This is a genomic window from Myxococcus sp. CA039A (genome assembly GCF_013336645.1).
Taxonomy (GTDB): domain Bacteria; phylum Myxococcota; class Myxococcia; order Myxococcales; family Myxococcaceae; genus Myxococcus; species Myxococcus llanfairpwllgwyngyllgogerychwyrndrobwllllantysiliogogogochensis.
Genome location: NZ_JABUMQ010000029.1, coordinates 31517 through 54670, shown reverse-complemented (window position 1 = coordinate 54670; position 23154 = coordinate 31517). Strand labels below are relative to the sequence as shown.

The following is a 23154-nucleotide window of genomic DNA, read 5'->3' as shown; positions in this document are numbered from 1 at the left end:
GGGTGACTTCCCGCCCCGCTGTCTTCCCCACCCGCACATAGTACGTATCCGTGGACACGAGGTCCTCCGCTCGAGGCTGCTGTCAGCAACGGCCCTCATCTGCCCACGGAATGTCAGCGACACAAAGCGGTATCTCCGATGTAGGTGCCATTCAGTCACCGGTGCCGTGATGACGCGGGGCCTTGTCCGGGCCGTGGGCTCGCCATCAGCCGAGCGCGGGGTAGTCCACGTAGCCTTCCGCGCCCGGTGTGTAGAGCCGCTGGAAGTCAGGGGCCGCGAGTTCGGCATCGCCCTTCATCCGTGCGACGAGGTCAGGGTTGGCGATGAAGGGCCGGCCGAAGGCAATCAAGTCGGCGCGTCCCGCGTCGAGCGCGGCCTGCGCGCGGTCACGGGTGAAGCCCCCGTTGAGGATAATGGGCCCGCCGAAGGAACGTCGGATGGCGTCCGCCGTCGCGGTGAACCCCTTCTCCACGCTCGCGATGAGGTGAACGTAGACCAGACCGCGCAGCTCACGCGCCAGCACCGTGTACTGCTCCTGGACACCCTCGTGGGCGGGCAGGTCGTTGTAGGTGCTGTAGGGCGAGAGCCGGATGGCCACGCGCTCCGCGCCGATGGCCTCGGACACCGCCCGCACCACCTCCACGACGAAGCGGGCGCGGTTCTCCGCGCTGCCACCGTAGGCATCCTCGCGACGGTTGGTGTGCGGGTGGAGGAACTGCTCCAGCAGGTAGCCATTGGCGCCATGGAACTCGACGCCGTCGAAGCCCGCCGCGATGGCATTGCGCGCCGCCTGGACCAGCTCGTCGCGAGTCGCGCGGAGGTCCGCCTCGCTCATCGCCTCCGGGGACGGATACGGCTGCAGGCCCGCCTGGTCCGTGTACATGGTGCCCTCGGGACGCACGGAGCTCGGCGCGAGGATGCGGGCGTTCGCCGGGAGGTTGTGCGGATGCGCGATGCGCCCCACGTGCATGAGCTGGGCGAAGATGCGCCCGCCCGCCTCGTGGACGCTCCGGGTGATGGCGCGCCACCCGTCGACCTGCTCCGGAGAGAAGAGGCCCGGGATGCGGGCATAGCCCAGCGCGTTCGGAGACGGCGCGATGCCCTCGGTGATGATGAGCCCGGCGGAGGCACGCTGCGTGTAGTACTCGCGCATCAGCGCGTTGGGCAGCGCGCTCGGCGCCCGGCTGCGAGTCATTGGCGCCATCACGACGCGGTTGGTGAGTTCGGTGGGGCCCAGACGGTAGGAAGAAAAGAGGTTCATGAGTCCGCTCCTTGGCGGGGTGACGCCAGGGAATGTGCTCCCGTGGGGCATTGTGGCCAATCGAATGATTTGGGAAGTACTGTCCGGCCATGCGGACAATCCGTCAGGCGGACCCCAACGCCGTCATCGCGTTCCTGGAGGTCGCCGAGCAGGGCAGCTTCCGGGGCGCCGCGCGCAAGCTGGGCATCCCCAAGTCGACGCTCAGCCAGCGGGTGGCGGGGTTGGAGGAGCACCTCGGCGCGCGGCTCTTCGCGCGGACCACTCGCAGCCTGACGCTCACCGACATTGGCGCCAGCTACCAGCGCGAGGTCGCCCCGGCCATCGCCGCCTTGCGCGACGCCGAGTCCGTGGTCGGCAAGCTCCAGGCCCATCCGAGCGGGCGCCTGCGAATGACGATGCCCTTCGAGCTGGGGCAGAACGTGCTCGACACCCTGCTCGCCGTCTACGCCTCCCGCTATCCCGAGGTGAAGCTGGAGGCGGACCTCACCGACCGGCGCGTGAATCTGGTCGAGGAGGGCTACGACATCGCGGTCCGCGCAGGCACCCTGGACGACTCACGCCTCATCGCCCGGCGCCTGGGCGCGCCCCAGCAGATAGGGGTGTTCGCGAGCCCCGCATACCTGCGTCGCGCGGGCACGCCCAAGGAGCCTCGGGAGCTCATGAAGCACCGCTGCCTGGCGATGACCGGCTCCAATACGCCGACGACGTGGACCTTCCGGGGAGACAAGAAGCCGCTCTCCGTGTCCATCGTCCCGAGCGTCGCGGTCAACAGCTTCCGGGTGCTGGTCGCCCTGGCCGTAGCCGACGTGGGCCTCGCGCGACTCTCCCAGATTCACTCCGCCGAGGCGGTGGCCGCCGGAACACTCCGCGAAGTGCTCCAGCGCTTCTCGCCACCTCCCGTGCCCCTCTTCGCCGTGTACCCGAGCGCCCGTCACGTGTCGCCGGCCGTGCGCGCGCTGCTGGAGCTGCTCACCGAGCACTTCCAGTCCCATCCCTGGTCGCCGGCCTCGCGATGACCCATGGGGGTCGTGTGACTTCACGCTCGCCGGGATGCGCTGAGTCTCCTCACGCCTCCAGGCACGGCCAGGGGCACCAGCAACCCCATGACAGCAACAACGGAAGATGTCTTTTCGAGGTGCAGGGTCACTTCCTCCGAGGGAGGGTAACCGAGCACGACGAGGTCTACTCCCGCCTCCGCGCGACCTCGGGCACCAGCCCCAATGCCTTCGAGGTGGCCTGGGCCTCGGCGAGCAGCCACGTCTTGAACGCGACGACGTCCCTCCGGCTCGACAGCGGCCGGGGGTGGACCAGCCAGTAGCCGAAGTCGTTGGGGAGGACCGTCGCGAAGGGCCGCACCAGCCGCCCCGCCTTCAGGTCATCCGCGGCGAGCAGCAATCGCCCGAGCGCCACGCCATCACCCTGCCGTGCGGCCTGAAGCACGAGCCCGGCATCGTTGAACGCGAAGCCCTTCCCGGTGTCCACGCCGTCAACGCCAGCGGCATCGAGCCAGCGGCGCCACCCGTCCTTCGGCGTGTCATGGAGGAGGCGCACCTTCCCCAGGTCCGACGGCGCGCGCAGCTTCCTGGCGAGGGCCGGGCTGCACACGGGCGCGAGCACCTCCGGCGCGAGCTGCTCCGCCTTCAGTCCCGTCCACCGTCCCAGCCCGGAGCGGATGCCCACGTCGAAGCGGTCGTCGAGGAAGTCCCACAGCTCGGACACGCTGCTCAGGTGAAGCTCGATGTCGGGATGGAGCCGGCGAAATCCCTCCAGGCGCGGCAGGAGCCAGGACGAAGCGAACGAGGGCAGCACGGTGAGCCGCAGGGGCCCCTGCTCCGCCTCGTACAGGCGCGTGGTCGCTTCCGACAGTCGCTCGAACACGGGCGTCAGCTCGCGCAGATACGCCTTGCCCTTCGTCGTCAACGTCAGCGCATGTCCCCGGCGCTCGAAGAGCGAGACGCCGAGCCAGTCCTCCAGTTGGCGCACCTGGTGGCTGATGGCCGCCTGGGTGACACGCAACTCCGTGGCGGCGCGGGTGAAGCTCAAGTGCCGCGCCCCGGCCTCGAAGGCACGAAGGGCGCCGAGCGGTGGAATGCGGCGCATGCTCGATGAGCTCCCTTTATCGAGCGCGCGAGGATAGCTCGCTGGGTGCTCGGCTCGAAATGGAGTTTGTGTCCCTGCTCGCGCCCCATCACCACCACGAGGGCGCGTGGGGGCTTTCGCCATGATTCCCGCTGAAGTGTGGGTGATGTTCCTGGGCTACACCGTGCCGATGGTGTTCAGCCCCGGGCCCGGCAACACGGTGCTCGCCACCGCGGGCGGACGCTTCGGCATCCGGGGCTCGCTGCCGTTCTGGACGGGCTTCGAAGCGGCCAATGTCGCCCTCTGCCTGCTCTACGGACTGGGGCTGGGCCGGGTGCTGCAAGGGATTCCCTCGCTGCACCACGTGCTGCGCTGGTGCGGCGTCGTGTACCTGCTCTACCTCGCGTGGGGCTTCTTCCGTGCCTCCAGCTCGCCCTCCGGAGCGGAGGACGAACCGGAGCGGCTCGGCTTCGTCGAGGGCCTCCTCACGGTGGCCCTCAACCCCAAGATTCACTCGATGGTCCTGGTGATGTTCTCCCAGTTCCTGAACCCGGCGGGAGCCCTGCTCTCGCAGGCCGCGCAGCTCACCGCGGCCTTCCTCGTCGTCTGCGTGGCGTGCCACTTCCCCTGGATTTACGGAGGGAAGCTCATCCTGGGACGCTTCCGCTCCGAGCGCGCCCTGCGCATCCAGGGGTGGACGTTCGGCGCCTGCATGGTCGCCGTCGCCGCCTATGTGGCCGTCGCCTGAGTCGCTAATCCGACCAGGTCATCACCTCGATGTAGCGGACGGAGTCTCGCGTGTTGTTGACGGACGCCACCACGTAGCCGCCGATGTCCCCGGGGCCCGTGCGGCCGTACGAGTCATGCCAGGACGCGACGTAGTAGCGGGCTCCAGTGCCCGCGTGCGCGCTCAGCCAGGCGAGCGCGCCGTTGACCTCGGCCGCGCTCGGCGCCTGGCCGAAAATCGTCGAGCCGAGCCTCGCGCTCAGCTCCGCGTACGTGACGGGCGCGAAGGTGGACGACTGCGGACCGAAGTAGCCGTAGTAGGTCCACTGGAGCGTGGTCTGGTTCGCCACACCTTCGCCCTCGGGGATTCCACCCTCCTGAATCCACGCGTTGCTCGCCAGCCGGCCGCTCGAGCCGAAAATCTGCGCGGGCGTCTGGGCAGGCGAAGCCACGTCCAGCGGTGACGTGGTCGCCGCCCCGTCATTCAGCTCGTGATAGCGGAACAGGTAGTCCCGGGCCGAGGTGTCGATGCCCGTGAGGAACGTGGGGCTGGCGACCTTGCCCGCGAGATAGGCGTACTCGGCGGCGTCCGTCTGCCCGTCGTCGGAGCTGAGGAACGCCTCCAGCGCGGTCTTCACTTCCGAGCGAATCACCGTCGTCCCACCCGTGCTTCCACTCGCACGGGCCGCCGTCATCCGCGACTCGAACAAGGGGATGGAATAGGTGCTGCCCCACGCGAAGGCGGAGGGAGCGGCGACGGCGGACAACACACAGAGCGCGGCACGCAGCGAGGAGGGCTTCATGGGTGTAGGACCTTTCTGGCCGTCCGGACGCCGGACGGGCTAGAGCTGTTATCCGAGCATATCTGACTAGTCTTGGATAAATCCGTATCAGTGGTGCAACACCTGCCACGCGGACACCCAAGACTGGAGTTGTTCATGCTCACTCGAAGAACCGGCTTGCTCCGGTTGGTGTTGTTGACGTTTTCCTCTGTGGCGGTCCTGGGCTCGACGCCGACCTGGGCGCAGACAGTGCTTGACCTGTCGCCGGCGAATCGCAGGGCGCCCATCTCCGGGCTGCCGGACTGGTCCAAGGCGGGCTACCGGGGCGGGCAGAACCTCCCGGGTGAAGGGGACATCAATCCGGACGCCACGTGCCGGGTGACTCCGGCGGAGCTGGCGACGACCTACGGCGTGCTCCCCAACGATGGCGTGGACGACACCACGGGTCTGCAGGCCGCCATCGACCACCTGCGCACGGCGTGCACCCCCAGCGCCTCGTACACGAAGCTCTCCCTGCTCTCACTTCCCGCGGGCCAGCTCGACGTGTCCCGACAGCTGGGCGTGGACGCCAGCTACCTCATCATCCGTGGCGCGGGCTCCTCGCCGGTGACGGGCACGAAGCTGGTGTTCCGCCCCGATGTGAACACCCGCTACGACACCCTGACGTCGGACGGTGGCGACTGGGACGAGGACGGCATGACGCACGGGGAGGGCAAGGGCGGCTGGCTGTGGCCAGGACGAGGCCTGTTCCGCGTGCAGTCGCGCGGCGTCCACACCTCGTACAACGAGGACGAGAACGACGACTACCAGACGGCGCCTCCCAACCGGGCGGACATCTTCGAGGGCACCGTGAATGTCCACTGGAAGGTCGGCGTGAAGCTCCGCGTGAAGCCGGGTGACACCGGCTTCGCCGCGCGCACGGGCGACACCGTGGTGTACCTGGCGGCGAACTCCGCCGCGCTGGCCGTGGGCAGGCTCGTCAACATCCGCGCCGCCAACTCACGGGCCTTCTACGCCGAGCAGCAGGCGCTGCCCACCCAGCACGCGCTGTCCAACCTGCACATGCGTCAGCAGCTCTTCCGCATCGCCGCCGTCGACACGGGCAACAAGACGCTCACCCTGGACAAGCCGCTCGAATACGACGTCCCGGTGACGTCGACCTCGGACGGGTCCACCGCCATCGACGGCTCGGTGTACGACTCCAAGGCGGCCCCGCTCGTCGACCCCATCGTCGGCGTGGGCATCGAGAACCTGTACTTCACTCAGGAGGTGCCGGGAGTGAGCGCCTCGGCCGCGCTCCACAACTACGGCAACCTGGCGCCCGCGTACGAGATGCACGGCATCGTCTTCAAGTGGGTCGCGGACTCGTGGGTGCGGGGCATCCGCGCGGAGATGACGGGCTCGCATCCCATCGTCACGGAGGAGGCGAAGAACCTCCAGATTGTCGACAACGTGCTCGACGGCGCATGGAACAAGGGCAAGGGCGGCAACGGCTACTTCCGAGGCTCCCGCGTCTGGGACTCGCTGTACGCCGGCAACACGTCCCGCAACCTGCGGCACTTCACCTTCCAGTGGTCCGCGTCCGGCAACGTCGTCATCGGCAATGACTTCGACTCCGACCTCAACCTGCACGGCGGCTGGGAGCGACGAAACCTCTTCGAGCGCAACATCAGCACGGTTCCGTATGCGCACCGCTCCGGCAACTGCAGCTCCCACTGCGGAGAGGAAGGGGGCGGCGGCCCGGATGACTCCAACTGGTATCCCATCTGGTGGGGCGCCGGGAAGAAGGCCGTGAAGTGGTCCGGCGCCACGGGGCCGCAGAACGTCTTCTTCAACAACGTCCTGCGCAAGCAGGTGGGCACCGACACGTCCCCCTACGCCGACTTCTATTCGGAGCCCTCGCGCATCTACCAGTTCGGCTGGTCGGGCGCGGCGTACAAGCACCTGGACATCAACGGGACACCCATCGCCGACTGGGCACACGCGGAGACGCTCGACTACTCCGGTGGCCATGGCGTGGACACCACGCGGACGGACACCGCGCCCTCGCTGTTCCTCATCAGCGTCGGTGCGCCGCCGCCTCCGGACACCACCCCTCCGAGCGCGCCTTCCAACCTCCGCGTGACGGCGGTGACCTCCACGAGCGTCACCCTGGCCTGGGACGCGGCGACCGACGACCGGGGCGTCTCCGGCTACTCCGTCTGGCTCGGCGGCAACGTGGCCGCCACCACGACGGGCCTGGGCGTGACGTTGCTGGGGTTGAGCCCGGCCACGGCGTACACCTTCACCGCCACCGCGAGGGATGCGGCGGGCAACGTGTCGGCGCCGAGTGCCCCGGTCATCGCGACCACGGCTCCGCCCGCGCCCTCCGGGCTCGTCGCCCACTTCGCCGTGAGCTCTTCCTGGGCCAATGGCTACACGGGCCGATACACCGTGGAGAACCTGGGCACGGTGAACGTCACCGGGTGGCAGTTGGAGTTCGACCTGCCGGCCGGGACGATTGCGCAGAGCCCGTTCTCCTCCACGATGACGCGCAACGGGGACCACTACACGTTCCTTCCCGTCAGCCACAACACCACCATCAAGGCGGGCGCGAGCAAGGAGTTCGGCTTCACGACGGTCGGACTCGGGCAGCCCTTCAATTGCACGCTGAACGGCAACCCCTGCGAGTGAGGCGGGCGCGTCGCTGACGCGTGGACAGGGATGGCCCGGTGCTCGTTCAGGCCGGGCCATTCCTGCTTCATGAGGCCATGCGGCGGAATAATCGCGAAGTGCCCGGGTTGCTGGCCGGCCGCGCGAACACACCCCGCCACCTCGCCTCGGAGTCCTTCGTGAAGCTGTCGCTCCTGCTGCTCACCTGCCTTGTGTCCCTGCCCGCCTTCGCGGAGGAGAAGCCCAAGGACACCGCCGTCGCCCGGCAACAAATCACCGCCGTGGTCGACGACTTCCGCGAGGCCATCATCCAGAAGGACCGGAAGAAGTTCCTCGGCTTGTTCCTGCGCGAGGACGCCACGTGGCAGTCCGTCGATGGAGAGGAGCTCCTGAAGCGCCGCCTCCAGAAGAACCCCAAGGCGACCCGGCTCAAGCTCGATGCACGGCAGAACCCGACGAAGTTCATCGATGAAATCGTGGCGGACGCGGAGCGTAGCGAGGAGAAGTTCACCAACGTCCGCATCGACACGGACGGAACCATCGCCTCGGTCTCCTTCGAATTCACCTTCCACCTGGGCGAGCGCGTCATCAATCGCGGCCAGGAGAGCTGGCACCTGGTGAATACGGGCACCGGCTGGAAGATTGCCTCCGTCATCTGGTCCAACAACTAAGGCCCACGCCCGACATGTCCTCCCACGCCCCGCTCCTCTCGCTTCTCGCCGTCGCGTGCTTCGCCTCCCAGGCGCCAGGCGCACCCCAGGCCTCCGTCTCCGCGAAGCTGGACGCCCACCTCCAGTCCTATGTCGACAAGGAGGGCTTCCGAGGCGCGGTGCTCGTCGCGAAGGACGGGAAGGTGCTTCATCGCGCCGCCTACGGCCTGGCGGACGAGAAGGGCCGGCGCTCAAACCAGGTCGACTCCCAGTTCCTGATTGGCTCGCTGACCAAGTCCTTCACCGCCGTGACGGTCATGCAGTTGGTGGACGCGGGCACGCTGGACCTGAACGTCCCCATCTCCCGCTATCTGCCGAAGCTCCGCGCGGACCTGGGCAAGAGCCTGACGCTCCACCTGCTGCTCAAGCACCAGTCCGGCCTGCCCACGCATCTGGACTCGCTGGTGGAGCGTGAATCAGAGACCGATGTCTCCTCGGCGGAAATCCTGCGGCTCATCAACACCGCGCGCGTCTCGTTCAAGCCCGGAGCGAAACACGAGTACTCCAACCTGAACTACCACCTCGCGGCCCTCATCATCGAAGCCGTCACGGGCAAGCGCTACGCGGAGGTGCTCCAGGAGAAGACGTTCGGGCCGCTCGGGATGACGGACTCGGGCATCGAGCGGAGCACGAACGTTCCGCCCAAGCGGGCCTTCGGCTACGCGAAGGAGCTGCTGGGCGTTTCGCGCGACGAGAACAACGTCTCCTATGCCCTGGGCTCCGGAGACATCTATTCGACGGTAGATGACCTGTACGCCTGGGACCAGGCGCTCTTCGGTTCGGGGCTGGTGTCCGCTCCGAGCAAGAAGCGCCTCTTCACGGGAGAGAGTCGCGCGCTCGGCTACTACGGCTACGGCTTCCGGATTCAGCAGTACCAGCGGAGGCCCGGCAGCAAGGAGCGCGGCGTGCTGGTGCGGCACGGCGGCTCCATGGATGGGTTCCTCTCCAACCTCCACCACTACACCGAGGACCAGCTGACGGTGATTGTCCTCGGCAACGTGCGGCCGTTTCCCATCCGGGAGCTGACCTTCGAGCTGAAGGAGATTGCCCTGGGACTGGAGCCCCGAAGCCGCTCGCGCGCGGAGCTGGACGAGTAATCCCGCCCTGTCAGGCGCCCTTGTCGACGGGCACGCCCAGTCGCGTGAAGGAGAACACCAGTGACGTCTCGATGCGGCTCACCTCGGGACGGTTGGTGAAGGACTGGATGGTCAGCACCCGCAGGTGCTCGGTGTCGCGACACACCACGTGCACCAGGAAGTCCGTCGTCCCGCCCAGGCAATAGACAGCCACCGTTTCCGGCAACGAGCGCAGGTGGTCACCGATGTTGCCGAAGGCCTCGTCCACGTGCTGGCGCAACTGCACGGCGATCAGCGCCTGAAGACCCAATCCCATGGAGCGCACGTTGAGCTCCGCGCGGTAGCCCTGGATGATGCCTTCCGTCTCCAGCCGCTTCACGCGCGCGAGGCAGGAAGAGGGCGCGAGCCCCACCTGCGCGGCGAGCGCCTTGTTGGACAGCCGTGCATTGTTCTGGAGGGCCTCCAGAATCGTGCGATCAATTCGGTCGAGGGGGGTCATCTGGGGTTCCTGGACGAATTTCATTCGATGGATGCGACCCGAAGCTGCCTCTTATTCTGTGTCAATGACACGATACCGAATTGGAGCACTCGTTGTCCTGCTGGCGGGCGCGGCCGTCGCCGCTCCTGAAACCCCTCCCGGCAAGGGCGCCACCCTGCTCGCGCCCTGGTCCGGACCTCACGGCGGAGCGCCTCCGTTCGACCGGGTGAAGCTGGAGGAGTTCCGTCCCGCGCTCGAGGAAGCGATGGAGCAGGAGCGGCGTGAAGTGGCGCGGGTCGCGGACTCGACCGAGCCGCCCACGTTCGAGAACACCATCGCCGCGCTGGAGGACACGGGCCGGGGCTTCACTCGCGTCTTCGAGGTCTACAACGCGTGGTCCTCGTTCGTGAACACGCCTGAGTATCAGGTCATCGAGCGCGAGATGGCGCCCCGGCTGGCCGCGTTCTGGGACGAGAGCACCCAGAACCGTCGCCTCTTCCGGCGCATCAAGGCCGTCCACGACTCGGCCGCGAAGGCGAAGCTGACGCCCGAGCAGCGGCGGCTCGTCGCGCACTACCACGACGTCTACGTCCGCTCCGGCGCGAACCTGGGCGCGGCGGCCGGCAAGCGCTTCACCGCGCTCAACCAGCAGCTCGCCACGCTCTACACGACGTTCAACCAGAACGTGCTCGCCGACGAGAAGCGCTTCACCCTCCTGGAAACGGAAGCCGACCTGGCGGGCCTGCCGGAGCCGCTGCGCAAGGCCGCCGCCACGGAGGCGGAGGCGCGCGGGAAGAAGGGCCAGTGGGCCGTGGCCAACACGCGCTCGGCGGTGGCGGACTTCCTCACCTATTCGGACCGCCGCGAGCTGCGCGAGAAGGTGTGGCGCAACTACGACAGCCGGGGGGACCATGGAGATTCCCACGACAACAACGGCGTCATCACCCAGATACTCGCCGCGCGCGCCGAGCAGGCGAAGCTCCTGGGCTTCCCCACCCACGCCCACCGGCAGCTCGCGACGTCCATGGTCAAGACGCCCGAGCGCGCGATGCGACTGCTGGAGCAGATGTGGACGCCCGCCGTCGCCCGCGTGCGCGAGGAAGTCGCGGCGATGCAGGAGATTGCCCGGCGCGACGGACAGCCGGAGACCATCGCCCCCTGGGACTACCGCTACTACGCGGAGAAGGTGCGCAAGGCGAAGTACGACCTCGACGACACCGAGGTGAAGCCGTACCTGCGACTCGACTCCCTGCGGGACGGCATGTTCTGGGCCGCCGGCGAGCTGTTCGGCTACACCTTCACTCCCGCGCCGGACGTGCCCGTCTACCACCCGGACGTAAGCGTCTTCGCGGTAAAGGAGCGCACGAGCGGGAAGCCCCTGGGGCTGTTGTACTTCGACCCCTACGCGAGGCCGGGCAAGTACAACGGCGGGCAGACCGAGACGTACCGCGTGCAGGAGCGCTTCCGGAGCGAGGTGACGGGCCTGGTGGCCATCAGCATGCCCTTCGTGAAGCCGGGGCCCGGAGGAGTCGCGCTGCTGGGTTGGCGCGACGCGCTGACGCTCTTCCACGAGTTCGGCCACGCGCTGCACTCCCTGAGCGCGAGCGTGACGTACCCGACGCTCGGAGGTGGCCGCGTGGTGCGCGACTTCGGGGAGTTTCCCGCCGAGCTGTTCGAGCACTGGCTGTCCACTCCGGAGGTGCTCAGCCGGTTCGCCGTGCACCACGTGACGGGCAAGCCGATGCCCGAGGACCTGGTGGCCCGCATCCAGAAGGCCGCGACGTTCAATCAGGGCTTCTACACGGTGGACTACCTGACCTCCGCGCTCGTCGAGATGAAGCTGCACCTCGCGGGTGCCCGCCGCATCAACCCCGACACGTTCGAGCGCGACGTGCTCCGCCAGATTGGCGCGCCGGAAGAGGTCGGCATGCGCAGCCGGTTGCCCCACTTCGGGCATGTCTTCGCCAGCAACGGGTACGCGGCCGGCTACTACATGTACCTGTGGGCGGAAATGCTGTCGGCGGATGCCTTCGAGGCGTTCACCGAGGCTGGCGGTGCCTATGACCCGAAGGTGGCCGCGAGGCTTCGCGAGCACATCCTGTCCGTGGGCAACACCGTGGACCCGTTCGAGGGCTACCGCGCCTTCCGGGGGCGGGAGGCGAGCCTGGACGCCTTGATGCGGGAGCGCGGCTTCCCCGCGCCTCAGCGGCCGTAGCCATACAGGAAGACCCGGACACCGGACGCCACGTGCTCGGCGCGCTCCTTCCTGGTGAGCGTGAGCCCTCCGTCATAGGGGCCTGGGACGGAGACCAGGCGGGTGAAGTGGAGGGCCGCGCGCTCCGGGTCCTCGACTCGCAAGAGTTCCTCGTCCGCCAACCGTCGCAGGTGGCGGGCGAGCTCCCGGCGGACCTGGAGCGGCCCGGCCTCGCGCCACGCCTTGATTGCGGGCGCGGGGATATGGCCCGCCTCCGCGTTGACCTGTCGCACCAGGGCGAAATGTTCGGCGGAGTCCGGCATCGGTGTCCCCCAGGCCAGGGCGAGTTCGATGAGGTCCGTTTCCAGGTTCGTGACTTTTCGCAGGTGCCTGTCCAGGAGGGCCGTCTGCGCCTCGGCGACCCGTGACGCGCTCTCCTGGATGACGGCCTGGAACAGCCGCGCCTTGTCCTGGAAGTGGTTGTAGAGCGTGCGCGTGGACACGCCCGCCTCGTCGGCAATCATGTCGATGCTGGCGCGGGTGTAGCCGTCCCGAGCGAAGACCGTCAGCGCCCCCATCAGGAGGGCCTGACGCTTGTCCCCCTGCCCTCCACGCGGCTTCGTCCGGTCTGCTCGGGGCATGTTCGTTCCTTTTGCACAGGTACAACCATCGTTTTACTCAGTATAACGTACGTTGTACCCTGGCGCTCGTTCTCGCGCACGCATCAAGGGAGGCTGAAGTTGACCCGGCTCGGCATCGTCATTGGAAGCACCCGCCCCGGACGCAGGGCGGCGGTCGTCGCCCGCTGGGTCCATGCCGCCGGACAACGGCATGCCGCCGTCGTGGCGGGGGACGCGACCCTGGAGGTCATCGACCTGGCGGACCACGACCTGCCGCTGCTGGATGAGCCCGTCCCCGCCATTCGCGGGGATTACCGCCACGCACACACGCGGAGGTGGGCCGCCACGGTGGGCGCGTTCGACGGCTTCGTGTTCGTCACGCCGGAGTACAACCACTCATTCCCCGCCGCGCTGAAGAACGCCATCGACTTCCTCTATGCCGAGTGGAACGACAAGGCCGCGGGGTTCGTGAGCTACGGGGGACTCGGAGGCGTCCGCGCGGTGGAGCATCTGCGCACGACGCTGGCCGAGGTGAAGGTCGCCACCGTGCGCGCGCAGGTGTCGTTGTCGAAGTACACCGACGTCGCGCTGTTCACCGACCCGGGAAACTGGTCGCCCGCGCCCGCCCAGGAGGCCGCGCTGCACACGCTGCTGGACGAAGTGCTCGCATGGTCCCGGGCCTTGAAGACCTTGCGCGCGCCGGGCTGAGCAGACCTATTCGACGGCGAGCGCCACCGAGGAAGCGTTGGCGAACACCCGCGTGAGCCAGTCGATGAAGACGCGCACCCGGGGCGACAGCTGGCGGCTCCGCGGATAGAGCAACGAGACGGGCGTGGGCGACGGGGGATGTTCGGGCAGCAGCTCCACGAGCGTCCCCGCGAGCAGCTCGCTCTCCACGTGGTAGCGCGGCAGTTGAATCAACCCGAGCCCGAGCTTCGCCGCCGAGGCGTAGGTCTCCGCCCCCGTGACGGTGACAGTCGCTGGGAGGGTGACGTTTCTCGGCGCGCCGTCGACCCTGAACTCCAGGGGAATCATCGACCCCGTGGCCGACGAGATGAAGCCCACCGCCACGTGGCCCTCGAGCTCCTCCAGCCGGGTGGGTGTCCCGTGGCGGGCGAGATAGGCGGGGCTCGCGCAGGTGACCTCCTTGAGGAGCGCCACGCGCCGCCCCACCATGGCGCTGTCCTGGAGGTCGCCCACTCGCAGGACGCAGTCGATGCCTTCCCGCACCAGGTCGACCAGCCGGTCTCCCTCGCCAAGGTGGAGCTTCAGGTCCGGGTATTCAGCCAGGAATGAGGGCAGCGCCGGCAGGACGAAGTGCCGCGCCAGGGTGCCGTGGACGTCGACGCGGAGCTGTCCCTTCGGCTTTGCGCCGCTGAAGGCGGAGTCGGCATCCTCCACCTCACCCAGGATTGCGACACAGCGCCGGTAATAGGCCTCGCCATCCAGCGTGGGCCGGACATGGCGTGTCGTGCGCTGGAGCAGTCGCACGCCCAGCCGGGCCTCCAGCTGCTTGATGGATTGCGTGGCCGTCGAGCGCGGAAGCTCCAGGTCCTGAGCGGCCCCCGTGAAGCTGCGGCGCTCCACGATGCGCGTGAACAGCCTCATGACGTCCAACCGGTCCATCCCCGCCTCCTCACGGTCCGCTGGGGCCGAGCAGTGCCTGGCCTGCTCGGCCTCAACGGGTCGCGGGGCACGTGGCCCCGCGACTCCGAGCACACCGACTCACCGCTTGATGACGAACTCCACGCGGCGGTTCTCGCTGCGTCCTTCCAGCGTGTCGTTCGTCGCGATGGGCTGGGTCGGACCGTAACCCCGGGCCTCCAGTCGCGAGCCGTCGACACCTCGGCGGATGAGGTAGGCGCGCACGGCCTCCGCGCGGTCCTGACTCAAGGTGCGGTTGAGGTCCTCGGGACCGGTGTTGTCCGTGTGCCCCTCGATGCGCACCGCGACGTTGGGCCGCGCCTTCAGTTGCTCGGCAATCTCGTCGAGCACCTTCGCGCCCTCTCCCTGAATCTCGGACGTCCCCACCGGGAAGGTGACGCGACGGTCCGCCAGCGAGAGCCGCTCCTCCGTCGGCGCCTTCGCCGGCTCGGGGCAACCCTCGTTCTCCACGGTGCCCTTCTCCTTCGGGCACTTGTCGGAGTCGTCCGGCACGCCGTCCCCATCCGTGTCCTTGGGGGCGGGGCAGCCTTCGTTCTCCACGGAGCCCTTCTCCTCCGGGCACTTGTCGGAGTCATCCGGCACGCCGTCGCCATCCGAGTCCTTCGCCGGCACCGGCGCGGGGCAACCCTGGTTCTCCGCGGTGCCCTTCTCCTCCGGGCACTTGTCGGACTCATCCGGCACGCCGTCACCATCCGTGTCCGTCGCGGGCGCGGGGCAGCCCTGGTTCTCCACGGTGCCCTTCTCGTTCGGGCACTTGTCCTCGGAATCCGGCACGCCATCGCCGTCCGAGTCAGGGCAGCCGCTCGTCTCCGCGCTCCCAGCCTCGTTCGGGCACTTGTCCAGCCGGTCGACGACGCCATCGCCATCCGAGTCGCGGTCGGGGCAACCCGCGTTGTCGGGCGACCCCGCCTCCAGCGGGCAACGGTCCGACTTGTTGGGCACGGAGTCACCGTCATCATCGGAGTCGGGGCACTGCTCGGGCGTGTGCTTGCGTCCGCCCTTGCAGACATCCTCGCGAGCCGCCGGGTTGTGCGCCCACGCGATTCCCGCGCCCACGCGCCACGAGGGCGTCCCTGGGATATCCGTGAAGCCATGCCCGGCGAGCGCGTTCAGCTCGAAGCCCATGCCAATGGGCAGCCGCACGCCTCCGAGCAGCTCCACGGCCACGTCCGGATGCACCAGCGACTCCGCCACCTGCAGGGCGATTTCGCCGCGCAGGCCGTCACCCCGGGTCGCCACCACCACGGACTGCTCCAGCTCCGTGCCCACGTCGCGGCCCGGCTCCACTTCCGTGGACCTCACCCGCGCGCCCACGCTCGCGCCGAGCGCGAACATGCCCACCTCGCGCCCCAGGGAGACCCGGGGCGAGAACTGGAGGCCCGCCCAGTGCTCCTGACGTCCGAAGGCGCTCGCCCGTCCACCCGGGAGCCCCACGTCGAGCCCCACCGCCAGGGACAACGGCGCGCCTTCCTCGCGCCGCAGCAACGAATAGCGCGCCCCCACCTCGGGCGTGCCGAGCCCCGAGGACGAGGGCTCCGCGACACCCGCCAGCCTGTTCGCCCCATGCCCGCCCTGAGAGATGATGACGGGCAATCTGGCGGAGACCTCCAACCGGTCCACCGGAGACCACGCGCCCATGAGCCAGGCCGAGGTCCTGTAATGGATGATGGAGTGCTCGCTCCCGTCACTGCCCTCCAACACGAGGATGCCGCGCTCGTAGTTGGCGAGGAGGCTGAGCCGAAAGCCTCCCTCGGAGAGCACCCGGCCCGTGTCCACCATCAACGAGTCCGTGGCGGCGGCGCTCAGACGCAAGCGCTCCGCATCGAACGCGACCAGGGGGCTGGAGAGTGCCTGCGCCGAGGCGGTTGTGGCGGCCAGGGCCGCGACGAGCACACCAGTCCGTGCCAATTCACGCAAGGGAAGGTCCTTCAAGCTGAAGAGTCGAATGAGAGGATTCAAGAGGCTCACGGGGCGACTCGCTCCCGGCCGCGACGACGACCCGCCCAGACGGCGAGGACCGACAGCACGACCAGCACCGCGTCTCCACCGCCGCCCGTGGACTGACAGCCACCTCCGGCAATCGAGATCAACCGAGCCTGGACGGAGACCTCGAACGAGCACTGCGCCGAGTTCCCCGCGGCATCCGTGGCCGTGACGGTGACGCGCGTCTGTCCCGAAGAGAAGCGCGAGCCGGACTCCGGCGACGCGGTGACGGTCGCCGGCCCGGAGACGGAGTCCGTCGCCGTGGGCAGCGTGTACGTCACCTGCGCGCCCCCCGGCTCGTCCGAGGCCACCTGGAGGTTTTCCGGGCAGCTCAACGTCGGGGCCGTCGTGTCCCGCACCGTCACCTGGAACGTACACGTGGCCCGGTTGCCCGCCGCATCGTCCGCCGTCACCGTGACCGTCGTCACTCCCAACGGGAAGGTGCTTCCCGACGGCGCTGAGTAGGCCACCACCGGGTCCGCCGCCCCCCCATCCGTCACGGTCGCGGGTTCATAGGTCACCACGGCGCCCGAAGCGTCCTGGGCCTCCACCACCGGGTCCGCGGGACAGGTGAGCACGGGCGAAAGGGTGTCTCGCACCGTCACCAGGAACGTACACGTGGCCCGGTTGCCCGCCGCGTCTTCCGCCGTCACCGTGACCGTCGTGTCCCCCAGCGGCAAGATGCTTCCCGACGGCGGTGAGTACGTCACCAGCGGGGTGCTCCCCACGTCGGAGGCCGTGGCCGGCGGATAGGTCACCGCGGTCCCCGCCTCCGCCACCTGATTCCCAGGACACGTCAGCACGGGCGGAACCATGTCTCGCACCGTCACCAGGAACGTGCACGTGGCCCGGTTGCCCGCCGTGTCTTCCGCCGTCACCGTGACCGTCGTGTCCCCCAGCGGCAAGGTGCTTCCCGACGGAGGCGAGTACGTCACCGTGGGCGAGGCCGTCACCGCGTCGGACGCCGTCGCCGCCGGATAGGTCACCGCGGTCCCCACCTCCGCCACCTGATTCCCAGGACACGTCAGCACGGGCGGAAGGGTGTCTCGCACCGTCACCAGGAACGTGCATGTGGCCCGGTTGCCCGCCGCGTCCTCCGCCGTCGCCGTGACGGTCGTATCCCCCAGCGGCAAGGTGCTTCCCGACGGCGGCGAGTACGTCACCGTGGGCGAGGCCGTCACCGCGTCGGACGCCGTCGCCGCCGGATAGGTCACAGGGGAACCCGAAGGGTCCGCCGCCTCCACCACCATGTTCACGGGGCAGGTGACTGTCGGAGGCGTCGTGTCCCGCACCGTCACCAGGAACGTACACGTGGCCCGGTTGCCCGCCGCGTCCTCCGCCGTCGCCGTGACGGTCGTATCTCCCAGCGGCAAGGTGCTTCCCGACGGCGGCGAGTACGTCACCGTGGGCATGGCCGTCACCGCGTCGGACGCTGTCGCCGCCGGATAGGTCACAGGGGCACCCGAAGGGTCCGTCGCCTCCACCACCATGTTCACCGGACAGGTGACTGTCGGAGGCGTCGTGTCTCGCACCGTCACCAGGAACGTGCATGTCGCCCGGTTGCCCGCCGCGTCCTCCGCCGTCGCCGTGACGGTCGTATCCCCCAACGGCAAGGTGCTTCCCGACGGCGGTGAGTACGTCACCGTGGGCGAGGCCGTCACCGCATCGGACGCCGTCGCCGCCGGATAGGTCACAGGGGCACCCGAAGGGCCCGTCGCCTCCACCACCATGTTCACCGGACAGGTGACTGTCGGAGGCGTCGTGTCCCGCACCGTCACCTGGAACGTGCACGACGCCTGATTGCCGGCCGCGTCCTCCGCCGTCGCCGTGACGGTCGTCATCCCCAATGGCAGCGTGCCGCCCGAGGGCGGTGCGTACGTCACCGTCGGATTCCCGGTGATGACGTCGGTCGCGGTGGCGGGGGGATACGTCACGACAGCGCCCGCCGGGCTCGTCGCCTCCACCTGCTGGTCCGCCGGGCAGGTGATGGTCGGCGGCGTTTCATCCACCACGCCCACCGTCACCGTGGCCACGTTGCTGTCCAGGCCGCAGTCCCGGGCCATGAAGGTGAAGCTGTCCGGCCCCACGTAGCCCGGATTCGGCGTGTACGTGACGGCGGGAGGCGTCCCGCTCAGTGTGCCGTTCGCCGGAGGCGTGACGATGACGTAGGTCAGCGGCGGCCCCACCTCGGTATCCGTGGCCACCAGGGTCACATTCACCGGGACTCCGTAGCCCGTTTCCACCGTCTGGTCCTGCGCCACCGGCGCGATGTTCTCCAGCACCGTCACCAGTCGCCCGCTTCCAATCCCGTTGGCGAAGACGGACAGCGCATAGGTGCCAGGCGGCGCGCTGGCGGGAATGGTCACCGTCGCGCCCGTGGCGGACAGGTCCGTCCCCGGCAGGCTCCAGAGCCGACCTCCCTCCACGCCTTGCAGCCGCGCCAGCGGGAAGTCCGCCGAGGAGTCCTTGTAGTCGCCCGAGCTGGCACCGGAGATGCCTCGGAACCGCGCGCCGGTGATTCGGGCGGAGCACGCGCGCGTCACCTCGTCCGGCCCCGTCACCACCGGACGCCATGAGGGCTGCGCCCCCGTGTCTTCGTACAGCTCGGCGCTCGCCAGCCACGCGTTGGCCGCGGACTGCCCCCCGAGCGCGAGCACCTCGCTCGTGGGCAGCACCACTGCGGCGAAGCGCGCCCTGGGCCCAGCGAGATTCGTCGCGGGCTTCCAGGTATTCGTCGCGCCGTCGTACAGCTCCGCCGTGGCGCGCACCGCGCCTCCCGGCCCCTGGCCTCCCGCGACGAGCACACGGCCCGACGGCAGCAGCACCGCGGAGTGGAAGGCCCGCGCCTCCGCGAGCGAGCCCGCCGGAGTCCAGGTGTTGGAGACCGGGTCATACAGCTCCGCCGACGCCAGCTCCGCCGCGAGCGTGGTGCCCGCCGACGCCAGCACACGGCCCGAGGACAACACCGTCAGCGTGAAGGACTCGCGTCCCTGCGCGAGGCTCGCCGCTGGAGCCCAGGTGTTGGTGGTCGGGTCATACAGCTCCGCCGTGGCCAACAGCGCCCCCGCGTTCTGACCACCCGCCACGAGGACACGCCCGTCGTTCAGCAACACGGCGGCGTGCCGCGAGCGAGGCGTGGCGGCGGATGCGGCCCCGCTCCAGGTATTGGTCGCCGGGTCATACAACTCCGCCGTCGCCGCACCCGCGCCGCCCACCACGAACACCCGGCCCGAGCCGAGCACCGTCGCGGTGTGGCCATCGCGGGCCGTGGCCATGTTGCCCGCGGCCGACCAGGCGTTGGCGGTGGCGTCATACTGCTCGGCGGAGGCCTGCGCTCCCGCGCCATTGGCTCCGCCGACGACGAGCACCCGGCCCGACTGCAACAGACTCATCGTGGCCCGCTCGCGCGCCGTCGCCAGGGAAGCGGCGGGCGACCAGGTGTTGCTCGCGCGCGTGTAGCGCTCCGCCGTTGCCAGCACGCCGCCCGGGCCGCGTCCTCCGGCCACCAGCACCTGCCCCGAGGGCAACAACACGGCCGCCCTGGAAGCGCGAGCCGCCGCGAGATTGCCGGCGGGAGCCCAGACATCGCTGGACGCGTCATAGACGTCGCCGTTGGCGAAGAAGGTGAGGCTCGGGTTGGAGGCGTAGCCGCCGTTGACCAGCACCTGCCCCGTGGGCAGCAGCGTCGCCACCATGTTCTCACGCCCCACCGCCAACGTCCCGGCCGGGCTCCAGGTCCCCGTCGCGGGGTCATACAGCTCCGAGACAGTCTGCGTGTTGCGAGCCGAGTCCGAGCCCCCCTGGACGAGCACCTTGCCGCTGGGAAGCAGCGTGGCGGTGTGGCCATTGCGCGGATGGGTGAGAGCTCCCGTAGCGGTCCAGGTGTTGGCCGCCGGGTCATAGAGCTCCGCATGGGTGGTGACCCCTCCGGCCGTGAAGCCGCCCGCGAGCAGCACCCGGCCATCCGGAAGCTGCGTCCCCGTCGCGTAGTGCCGGGGGACCAGGGCAGGCGCCGCGAGAGACCAGGTCTCGGAGACGGGGTCATACAGCTCGGATTCGGGGACCTCGCCCGGGATGAGGTTGCTGAAGCCGCTCATCACCAGCACCCGTCCATTCCTCAGCAGCACGGCCAGGTGGGCGCGGTGGATGACCGCCATGGGAGCCGTGGGGGTGAAGGTATTGGTCGCGGCATCATAGAGCTCCGCGGTCGCCAGGTTGGAGCCACCGGCGACGAGCACCTTGCCCGAGTTCAGGACGGTGGCCGTTGGCAGGCTGCGCGAAGCGGCCATCGCGCCCGTGGCGGTCCAGGTGTTCGTCTGGGCATCGTAGATGCGTCCCGTCAGGCTGCCGTCCGTCATCACCAGCGCCCGTCCCGTGGGCAGCATCACGCCCACCGCGATATTGCCCTGGATACCGGGGCCCGCGGCGGACGCCCAGGTCCCGCGCTCCGGGTCGAACCGCTCCGCGGTGGTCACGAAGCCCAGCCTGTTGACCCCGCCGGCCACGAGGACCGTGCCATCCGTCAAGAGCAGCGAGGAGTGCTGCGCCCTCGGGGTCGCCATGCTGGCCGTCGACGACCAGCCCGGGTCCACCACCAGCGGCGCGGTGAGTCCGGCGAGCGCCACTTCGGTGACGAGGCTCACGCGAGGGCCCTCCACCTCGAACACGTTCGCGAGCGATGACGCGCGAACCCCCGACAGGCGCGTGTCACCACGCCGGGACTCGCCCCGCGCATCGCGCACCTCGGACGGGTGGAAGCGCAGAACCGGCTGCCCGTCGGTGTCGAGGAACTCCACGTACTCGCCCACATCCCGCAGGCGCGTCACCGAAGGGGGCAGCGTGACGTGGTACTCCGCGCGGTGGAGGGGCTCGGAGCCATCCACCACCCAGGCCTCCTCCAACCGCGAGGAGCGCCACCCCTGGCTCACCTCGGCGGAAGCACCCACCGGGAACCAGAAGTGTCGCGGGCCCGCGAAGGACACCGCTCGCTCGCGAAGCAGGGTACCGGCGTCATCGGCGCCAGCTCCCTGCTCGACGCGGAAGAGCAGGCCCCGCGTCGTCAACTCCAGCGTCCCGCTCGCGGAGAGCCGCGACGTGAGAGCTCGGGAGTCCGCGACGGTGAGGGGGACCTCCGAGGAGGAGAAGACCTTCGACGGCGCCTCCTCCGTGGTCAGCTCCGGAAAGTAGGCCCGAGCCAGAGCGAGCGCTTCCGCTGAAGCCGGCAGGTCCTGCTTCTGCTCGCATGCGGCGACCAGGGCACAACCAACCACCACGACCAGGTATCGCGAGACGCGTCTCGACTGCATCTGTCACCCTCCACACCCATGCGTGTGGCACGGGCTGACGCGCGAGGGCCGCCACGGCTGGCGAGCGTGCGCGTGTTGCCTCCGGCTGTATCACGCTTTCACCCCACCGGGTCCTCACCGACGCCTCGAAAAAAGGACGCCAGGGGTCTGGGACACAGGCGGCACAAGTGACGCGTTGTTCAACAGGAGCGTCGCTTTCCCGCGAGGGGAAACACACGCCCGAGGCGGAGGCTGGTCATCCTCCCGAGCAGGATGGCAGGCTGCGGGCCCCGTTGGGCCTCCTGGAGGGACACATGACCGCGACGAAGCACGAGCCCGTCACCGCGCCTGGACTGCCGAAGCCCGTGGGTCCCTACTCCCCGGGCATGCGGCTGGACTCGCTGCTCTTCGTCTCCGGACAGGCCGCGACGGACCCAGCCACCGGGAAGCAGGCCGAGGGAATCGAGGCGCAGACGGAGCAGGTCCTCCGCAACCTGGAGCGCATCCTGCTGGCGGGTGGCTCCAGCCTCCAGCACGTCCTGCGCTGCGGCGTGTTCCTCGTCGACATGAAGGACTTCTCCCGGATGAACGCTGTCTACGAGCGCGTGTTCGCCGGGCACCGCCCCGCCCGCACCACCGTGCAAGCGGCCGCGCTCCCAGAGGCCGGGCTGCTCGTGGAGATCGACTGCATCGCCTACGTGCCTTGAGACGAAGGGGGGCGTCACGGTCCGAATCAGGACTGGAACTGTCCTAGTGGGCTCGTACGGTGCCTCCGATACCCACTACCGGAGGCCCGATGCGACGCCAGCTCTTCACGCTCCTGCTCTTGCTCACGTGGAAGGCGAGTGCGCTCCCACCGACGCCACCGTCAGGAGCCACCGCCGTGAAACCTGCCTCTCGTGATTGCTGTGCCGTGCTGGAGCTGCGGCAGTACACGCTGCACCCGGGACAGCGCGATGTGCTCATCGACCTGTTCGAGCGTGAGTTCGTCGAGAGTCAGGAGGACCAAGGCGCGCACCTGGTGGGACAGTTCCGGGACTCGGTGCGGCCCGAGCGCTTCGTCTGGCTGCGCGGCTTCCCGGACATGGTGTCTCGCGAGCAGACCTTGAAGCGGTTCTACGGTGGGCCCGTGTGGAAGGCACACCGGGAGGCGGCCAACGCGACGATGCAGGACTCGAGCAATGTCCTGCTGTTGCGCCCCGTCACCGGAAGTCGGGGGTTCCCCCCGCCGGGCTCCCCCAGACCCGACAAGGGGAACCACCCGACCCCGAACTCCGTCGTCGTCGTCACGATTCTCCATCGTGACGCTCCCGTGGACTCCGCGTTCCTGCGCTTCGTCGAGCAACAGCTCGTGCCCGTCCTGAGTGAGACGGGCGGCGCGCCGCTCGCCCTGCTCCAGACGGAGTACGCCCCGAACACCTTCCCGGCCCTCCCCGTGCGTGAGGGCGAACATGTGCTCGTCGCGTTCACCGTGTTCGCGAGTCGGGAGAAATACCTCGCCCATGTCGAACGACTCGCGAACTCACGGCGCTGGAACGACACCGTGCGCCCCGCCCTGCTCAAGCACCTGAAAGCCGCACCTGAGTCACTCGTGCTGGAGCCCACCGCGCGCTCACTGCTGCGGTGACGGGGTGACCGAGTTC

Annotated in this window: 17 protein-coding genes; 9 read left to right on the top strand and 8 right to left on the bottom strand. The window is 69.0% G+C overall.

The genetic code is table 11. The annotated features are described in order from the left end of the window. Positions 1–205: 205 nt before the first annotated feature. Positions 206–1261: an alkene reductase gene (locus tag HR086_RS07285; protein ID WP_174465204.1), complete on the bottom strand. Its 1056-nt coding sequence runs from the start codon at positions 1259–1261 to the stop codon at positions 206–208. A gap of 89 nt (positions 1262–1350) precedes the next feature. Here HR086_RS07285 and HR086_RS07280 point away from each other — a divergent pair, with 89 nt between their 5' ends. Beyond that, entirely contained in the window at positions 1351–2277 is a 927-nt protein-coding gene (locus HR086_RS07280) for a LysR family transcriptional regulator (protein ID WP_174462718.1), read from the top strand. Between the two features lie 166 nt (positions 2278–2443). Here HR086_RS07280 and gcvA read toward each other — a convergent pair whose 3' ends face one another. After that, complete coding sequence (gcvA, locus tag HR086_RS07275) at positions 2444–3361, bottom strand: transcriptional regulator GcvA (RefSeq protein ID WP_174462719.1); 918 nt, start codon at positions 3359–3361, stop codon at positions 2444–2446. Between the two features lie 121 nt (positions 3362–3482). On the opposite strand from gcvA, the gene HR086_RS07270 reads away from it, so the two are divergent. Beyond that, entirely contained in the window at positions 3483–4088 is a 606-nt protein-coding gene (locus tag HR086_RS07270) for a LysE family translocator (RefSeq protein WP_174465203.1), read from the top strand. Between the two features lie 4 nt (positions 4089–4092). On the opposite strand, the gene HR086_RS07265 is transcribed toward HR086_RS07270, so the two are convergent. Next, positions 4093–4869 carry a hypothetical protein gene (locus HR086_RS07265; RefSeq protein WP_174465202.1) on the bottom strand — a complete coding sequence of 259 codons (777 nt, stop codon included), beginning with the start codon at positions 4867–4869 and terminating at the stop codon, positions 4093–4095. Between the two features lie 135 nt (positions 4870–5004). Here HR086_RS07265 and HR086_RS07260 point away from each other — a divergent pair, with 135 nt between their 5' ends. From HR086_RS07260 to HR086_RS07250, 3 genes are all read left to right on the top strand, one after another. After that, positions 5005–7521, top strand: coding sequence for a cellulose binding domain-containing protein (locus HR086_RS07260; RefSeq protein ID WP_174465201.1), 2517 nt, complete (start codon positions 5005–5007; stop codon positions 7519–7521). Between the two features lie 77 nt (positions 7522–7598). Beyond that, positions 7599–8171, top strand: a complete 573-nt coding sequence (locus tag HR086_RS07255) for a nuclear transport factor 2 family protein (protein ID WP_217441708.1) — start codon at positions 7599–7601, stop codon at positions 8169–8171. 14 nt (positions 8172–8185) lie between these two features. Continuing rightward, the gene (locus HR086_RS07250) at positions 8186–9307 is read left to right on the top strand and encodes a serine hydrolase (RefSeq protein WP_174462722.1); all 1122 of its coding nucleotides are present in this window, start codon (positions 8186–8188) and stop codon (positions 9305–9307) included. Between the two features lie 10 nt (positions 9308–9317). On the opposite strand, the gene HR086_RS07245 is transcribed toward HR086_RS07250, so the two are convergent. Beyond that, a complete protein-coding gene (locus HR086_RS07245; protein WP_174456387.1) occupies positions 9318–9785 on the bottom strand; it encodes an Lrp/AsnC family transcriptional regulator in 468 nt (155 codons plus the stop codon). 64 nt (positions 9786–9849) lie between these two features. On the opposite strand from HR086_RS07245, the gene HR086_RS07240 reads away from it, so the two are divergent. Continuing rightward, positions 9850–11979 (top strand): M3 family metallopeptidase, encoded by a 2130-nt coding sequence (locus HR086_RS07240; protein WP_174462724.1) that lies wholly within the window; start codon positions 9850–9852, stop codon positions 11977–11979. On the opposite strand, the gene HR086_RS07235 is transcribed toward HR086_RS07240, so the two are convergent. Beyond that, a complete protein-coding gene (locus HR086_RS07235; protein WP_174462725.1) occupies positions 11967–12599 on the bottom strand; it encodes a TetR/AcrR family transcriptional regulator in 633 nt (210 codons plus the stop codon). The genes HR086_RS07240 and HR086_RS07235 overlap by 13 nt on opposite strands. Before the next feature lie 99 nt (positions 12600–12698). On the opposite strand from HR086_RS07235, the gene HR086_RS07230 reads away from it, so the two are divergent. Then, positions 12699–13286 (top strand): NADPH-dependent FMN reductase, encoded by a 588-nt coding sequence (locus HR086_RS07230; RefSeq protein WP_174465200.1) that lies wholly within the window; start codon positions 12699–12701, stop codon positions 13284–13286. A 6-nt stretch (positions 13287–13292) separates the two neighbouring features. Here HR086_RS07230 and HR086_RS07225 read toward each other — a convergent pair whose 3' ends face one another. The 3 genes from HR086_RS07225 to HR086_RS07220 all read right to left on the bottom strand — a co-directional run bounded on the left by HR086_RS07225 (position 13293) and on the right by HR086_RS07220 (position 21532). Beyond that, positions 13293–14204, bottom strand: a complete 912-nt coding sequence (locus HR086_RS07225; RefSeq protein ID WP_174465199.1) for a LysR family transcriptional regulator — start codon at positions 14202–14204, stop codon at positions 13293–13295. Positions 14205–14303: 99 nt separating this feature from the next. Continuing rightward, a complete protein-coding gene (locus HR086_RS48345; protein WP_254626224.1) occupies positions 14304–16160 on the bottom strand; it encodes an OmpA family protein in 1857 nt (618 codons plus the stop codon). A gap of 47 nt (positions 16161–16207) precedes the next feature. Continuing rightward, entirely contained in the window at positions 16208–21532 is a 5325-nt protein-coding gene (locus HR086_RS07220; RefSeq protein WP_254626223.1) for an HYR domain-containing protein, read from the bottom strand. A 293-nt stretch (positions 21533–21825) separates the two neighbouring features. Between HR086_RS07220 and HR086_RS07215 the strand changes: the two genes are divergently transcribed. Beyond that, positions 21826–22218: a RidA family protein gene (locus HR086_RS07215; RefSeq protein WP_141641494.1), complete on the top strand. Its 393-nt coding sequence runs from the start codon at positions 21826–21828 to the stop codon at positions 22216–22218. Positions 22219–22394: 176 nt separating this feature from the next. Further along, on the top strand, positions 22395–23138 hold the full coding sequence (locus HR086_RS07210; protein WP_373564267.1) for an NIPSNAP family protein: 744 nt from the start codon (positions 22395–22397) through the stop codon (positions 23136–23138). Positions 23139–23154: the final 16 nt, after the last annotated feature.

Coding starts and splice junctions, on each gene's coding strand:
- HR086_RS07285 (WP_174465204.1), bottom strand. CDS start 1,261: ATGAACCTCTTTTCTTCCTACCGTCTGGGCCCCACCGAACTCACCAAC.
- HR086_RS07280 (WP_174462718.1), top strand. CDS start 1,351: ATGCGGACAATCCGTCAGGCGGACCCCAACGCCGTCATCGCGTTCCTG.
- gcvA (WP_174462719.1), bottom strand. CDS start 3,361: ATGCGCCGCATTCCACCGCTCGGCGCCCTTCGTGCCTTCGAGGCCGGG.
- HR086_RS07270 (WP_174465203.1), top strand. CDS start 3,483: ATGATTCCCGCTGAAGTGTGGGTGATGTTCCTGGGCTACACCGTGCCG.
- HR086_RS07265 (WP_174465202.1), bottom strand. CDS start 4,869: ATGAAGCCCTCCTCGCTGCGTGCCGCGCTCTGTGTGTTGTCCGCCGTC.
- HR086_RS07260 (WP_174465201.1), top strand. CDS start 5,005: ATGCTCACTCGAAGAACCGGCTTGCTCCGGTTGGTGTTGTTGACGTTT.
- HR086_RS07255 (WP_217441708.1), top strand. CDS start 7,599: ATGCGGCGGAATAATCGCGAAGTGCCCGGGTTGCTGGCCGGCCGCGCG.
- HR086_RS07250 (WP_174462722.1), top strand. CDS start 8,186: ATGTCCTCCCACGCCCCGCTCCTCTCGCTTCTCGCCGTCGCGTGCTTC.
- HR086_RS07245 (WP_174456387.1), bottom strand. CDS start 9,785: ATGACCCCCCTCGACCGAATTGATCGCACGATTCTGGAGGCCCTCCAG.
- HR086_RS07240 (WP_174462724.1), top strand. CDS start 9,850: ATGACACGATACCGAATTGGAGCACTCGTTGTCCTGCTGGCGGGCGCG.
- HR086_RS07235 (WP_174462725.1), bottom strand. CDS start 12,599: ATGCCCCGAGCAGACCGGACGAAGCCGCGTGGAGGGCAGGGGGACAAG.
- HR086_RS07225 (WP_174465199.1), bottom strand. CDS start 14,204: ATGGACCGGTTGGACGTCATGAGGCTGTTCACGCGCATCGTGGAGCGC.
- HR086_RS07220 (WP_254626223.1), bottom strand. CDS start 21,532: ATGCAGTCGAGACGCGTCTCGCGATACCTGGTCGTGGTGGTTGGTTGT.
- HR086_RS07215 (WP_141641494.1), top strand. CDS start 21,826: ATGACCGCGACGAAGCACGAGCCCGTCACCGCGCCTGGACTGCCGAAG.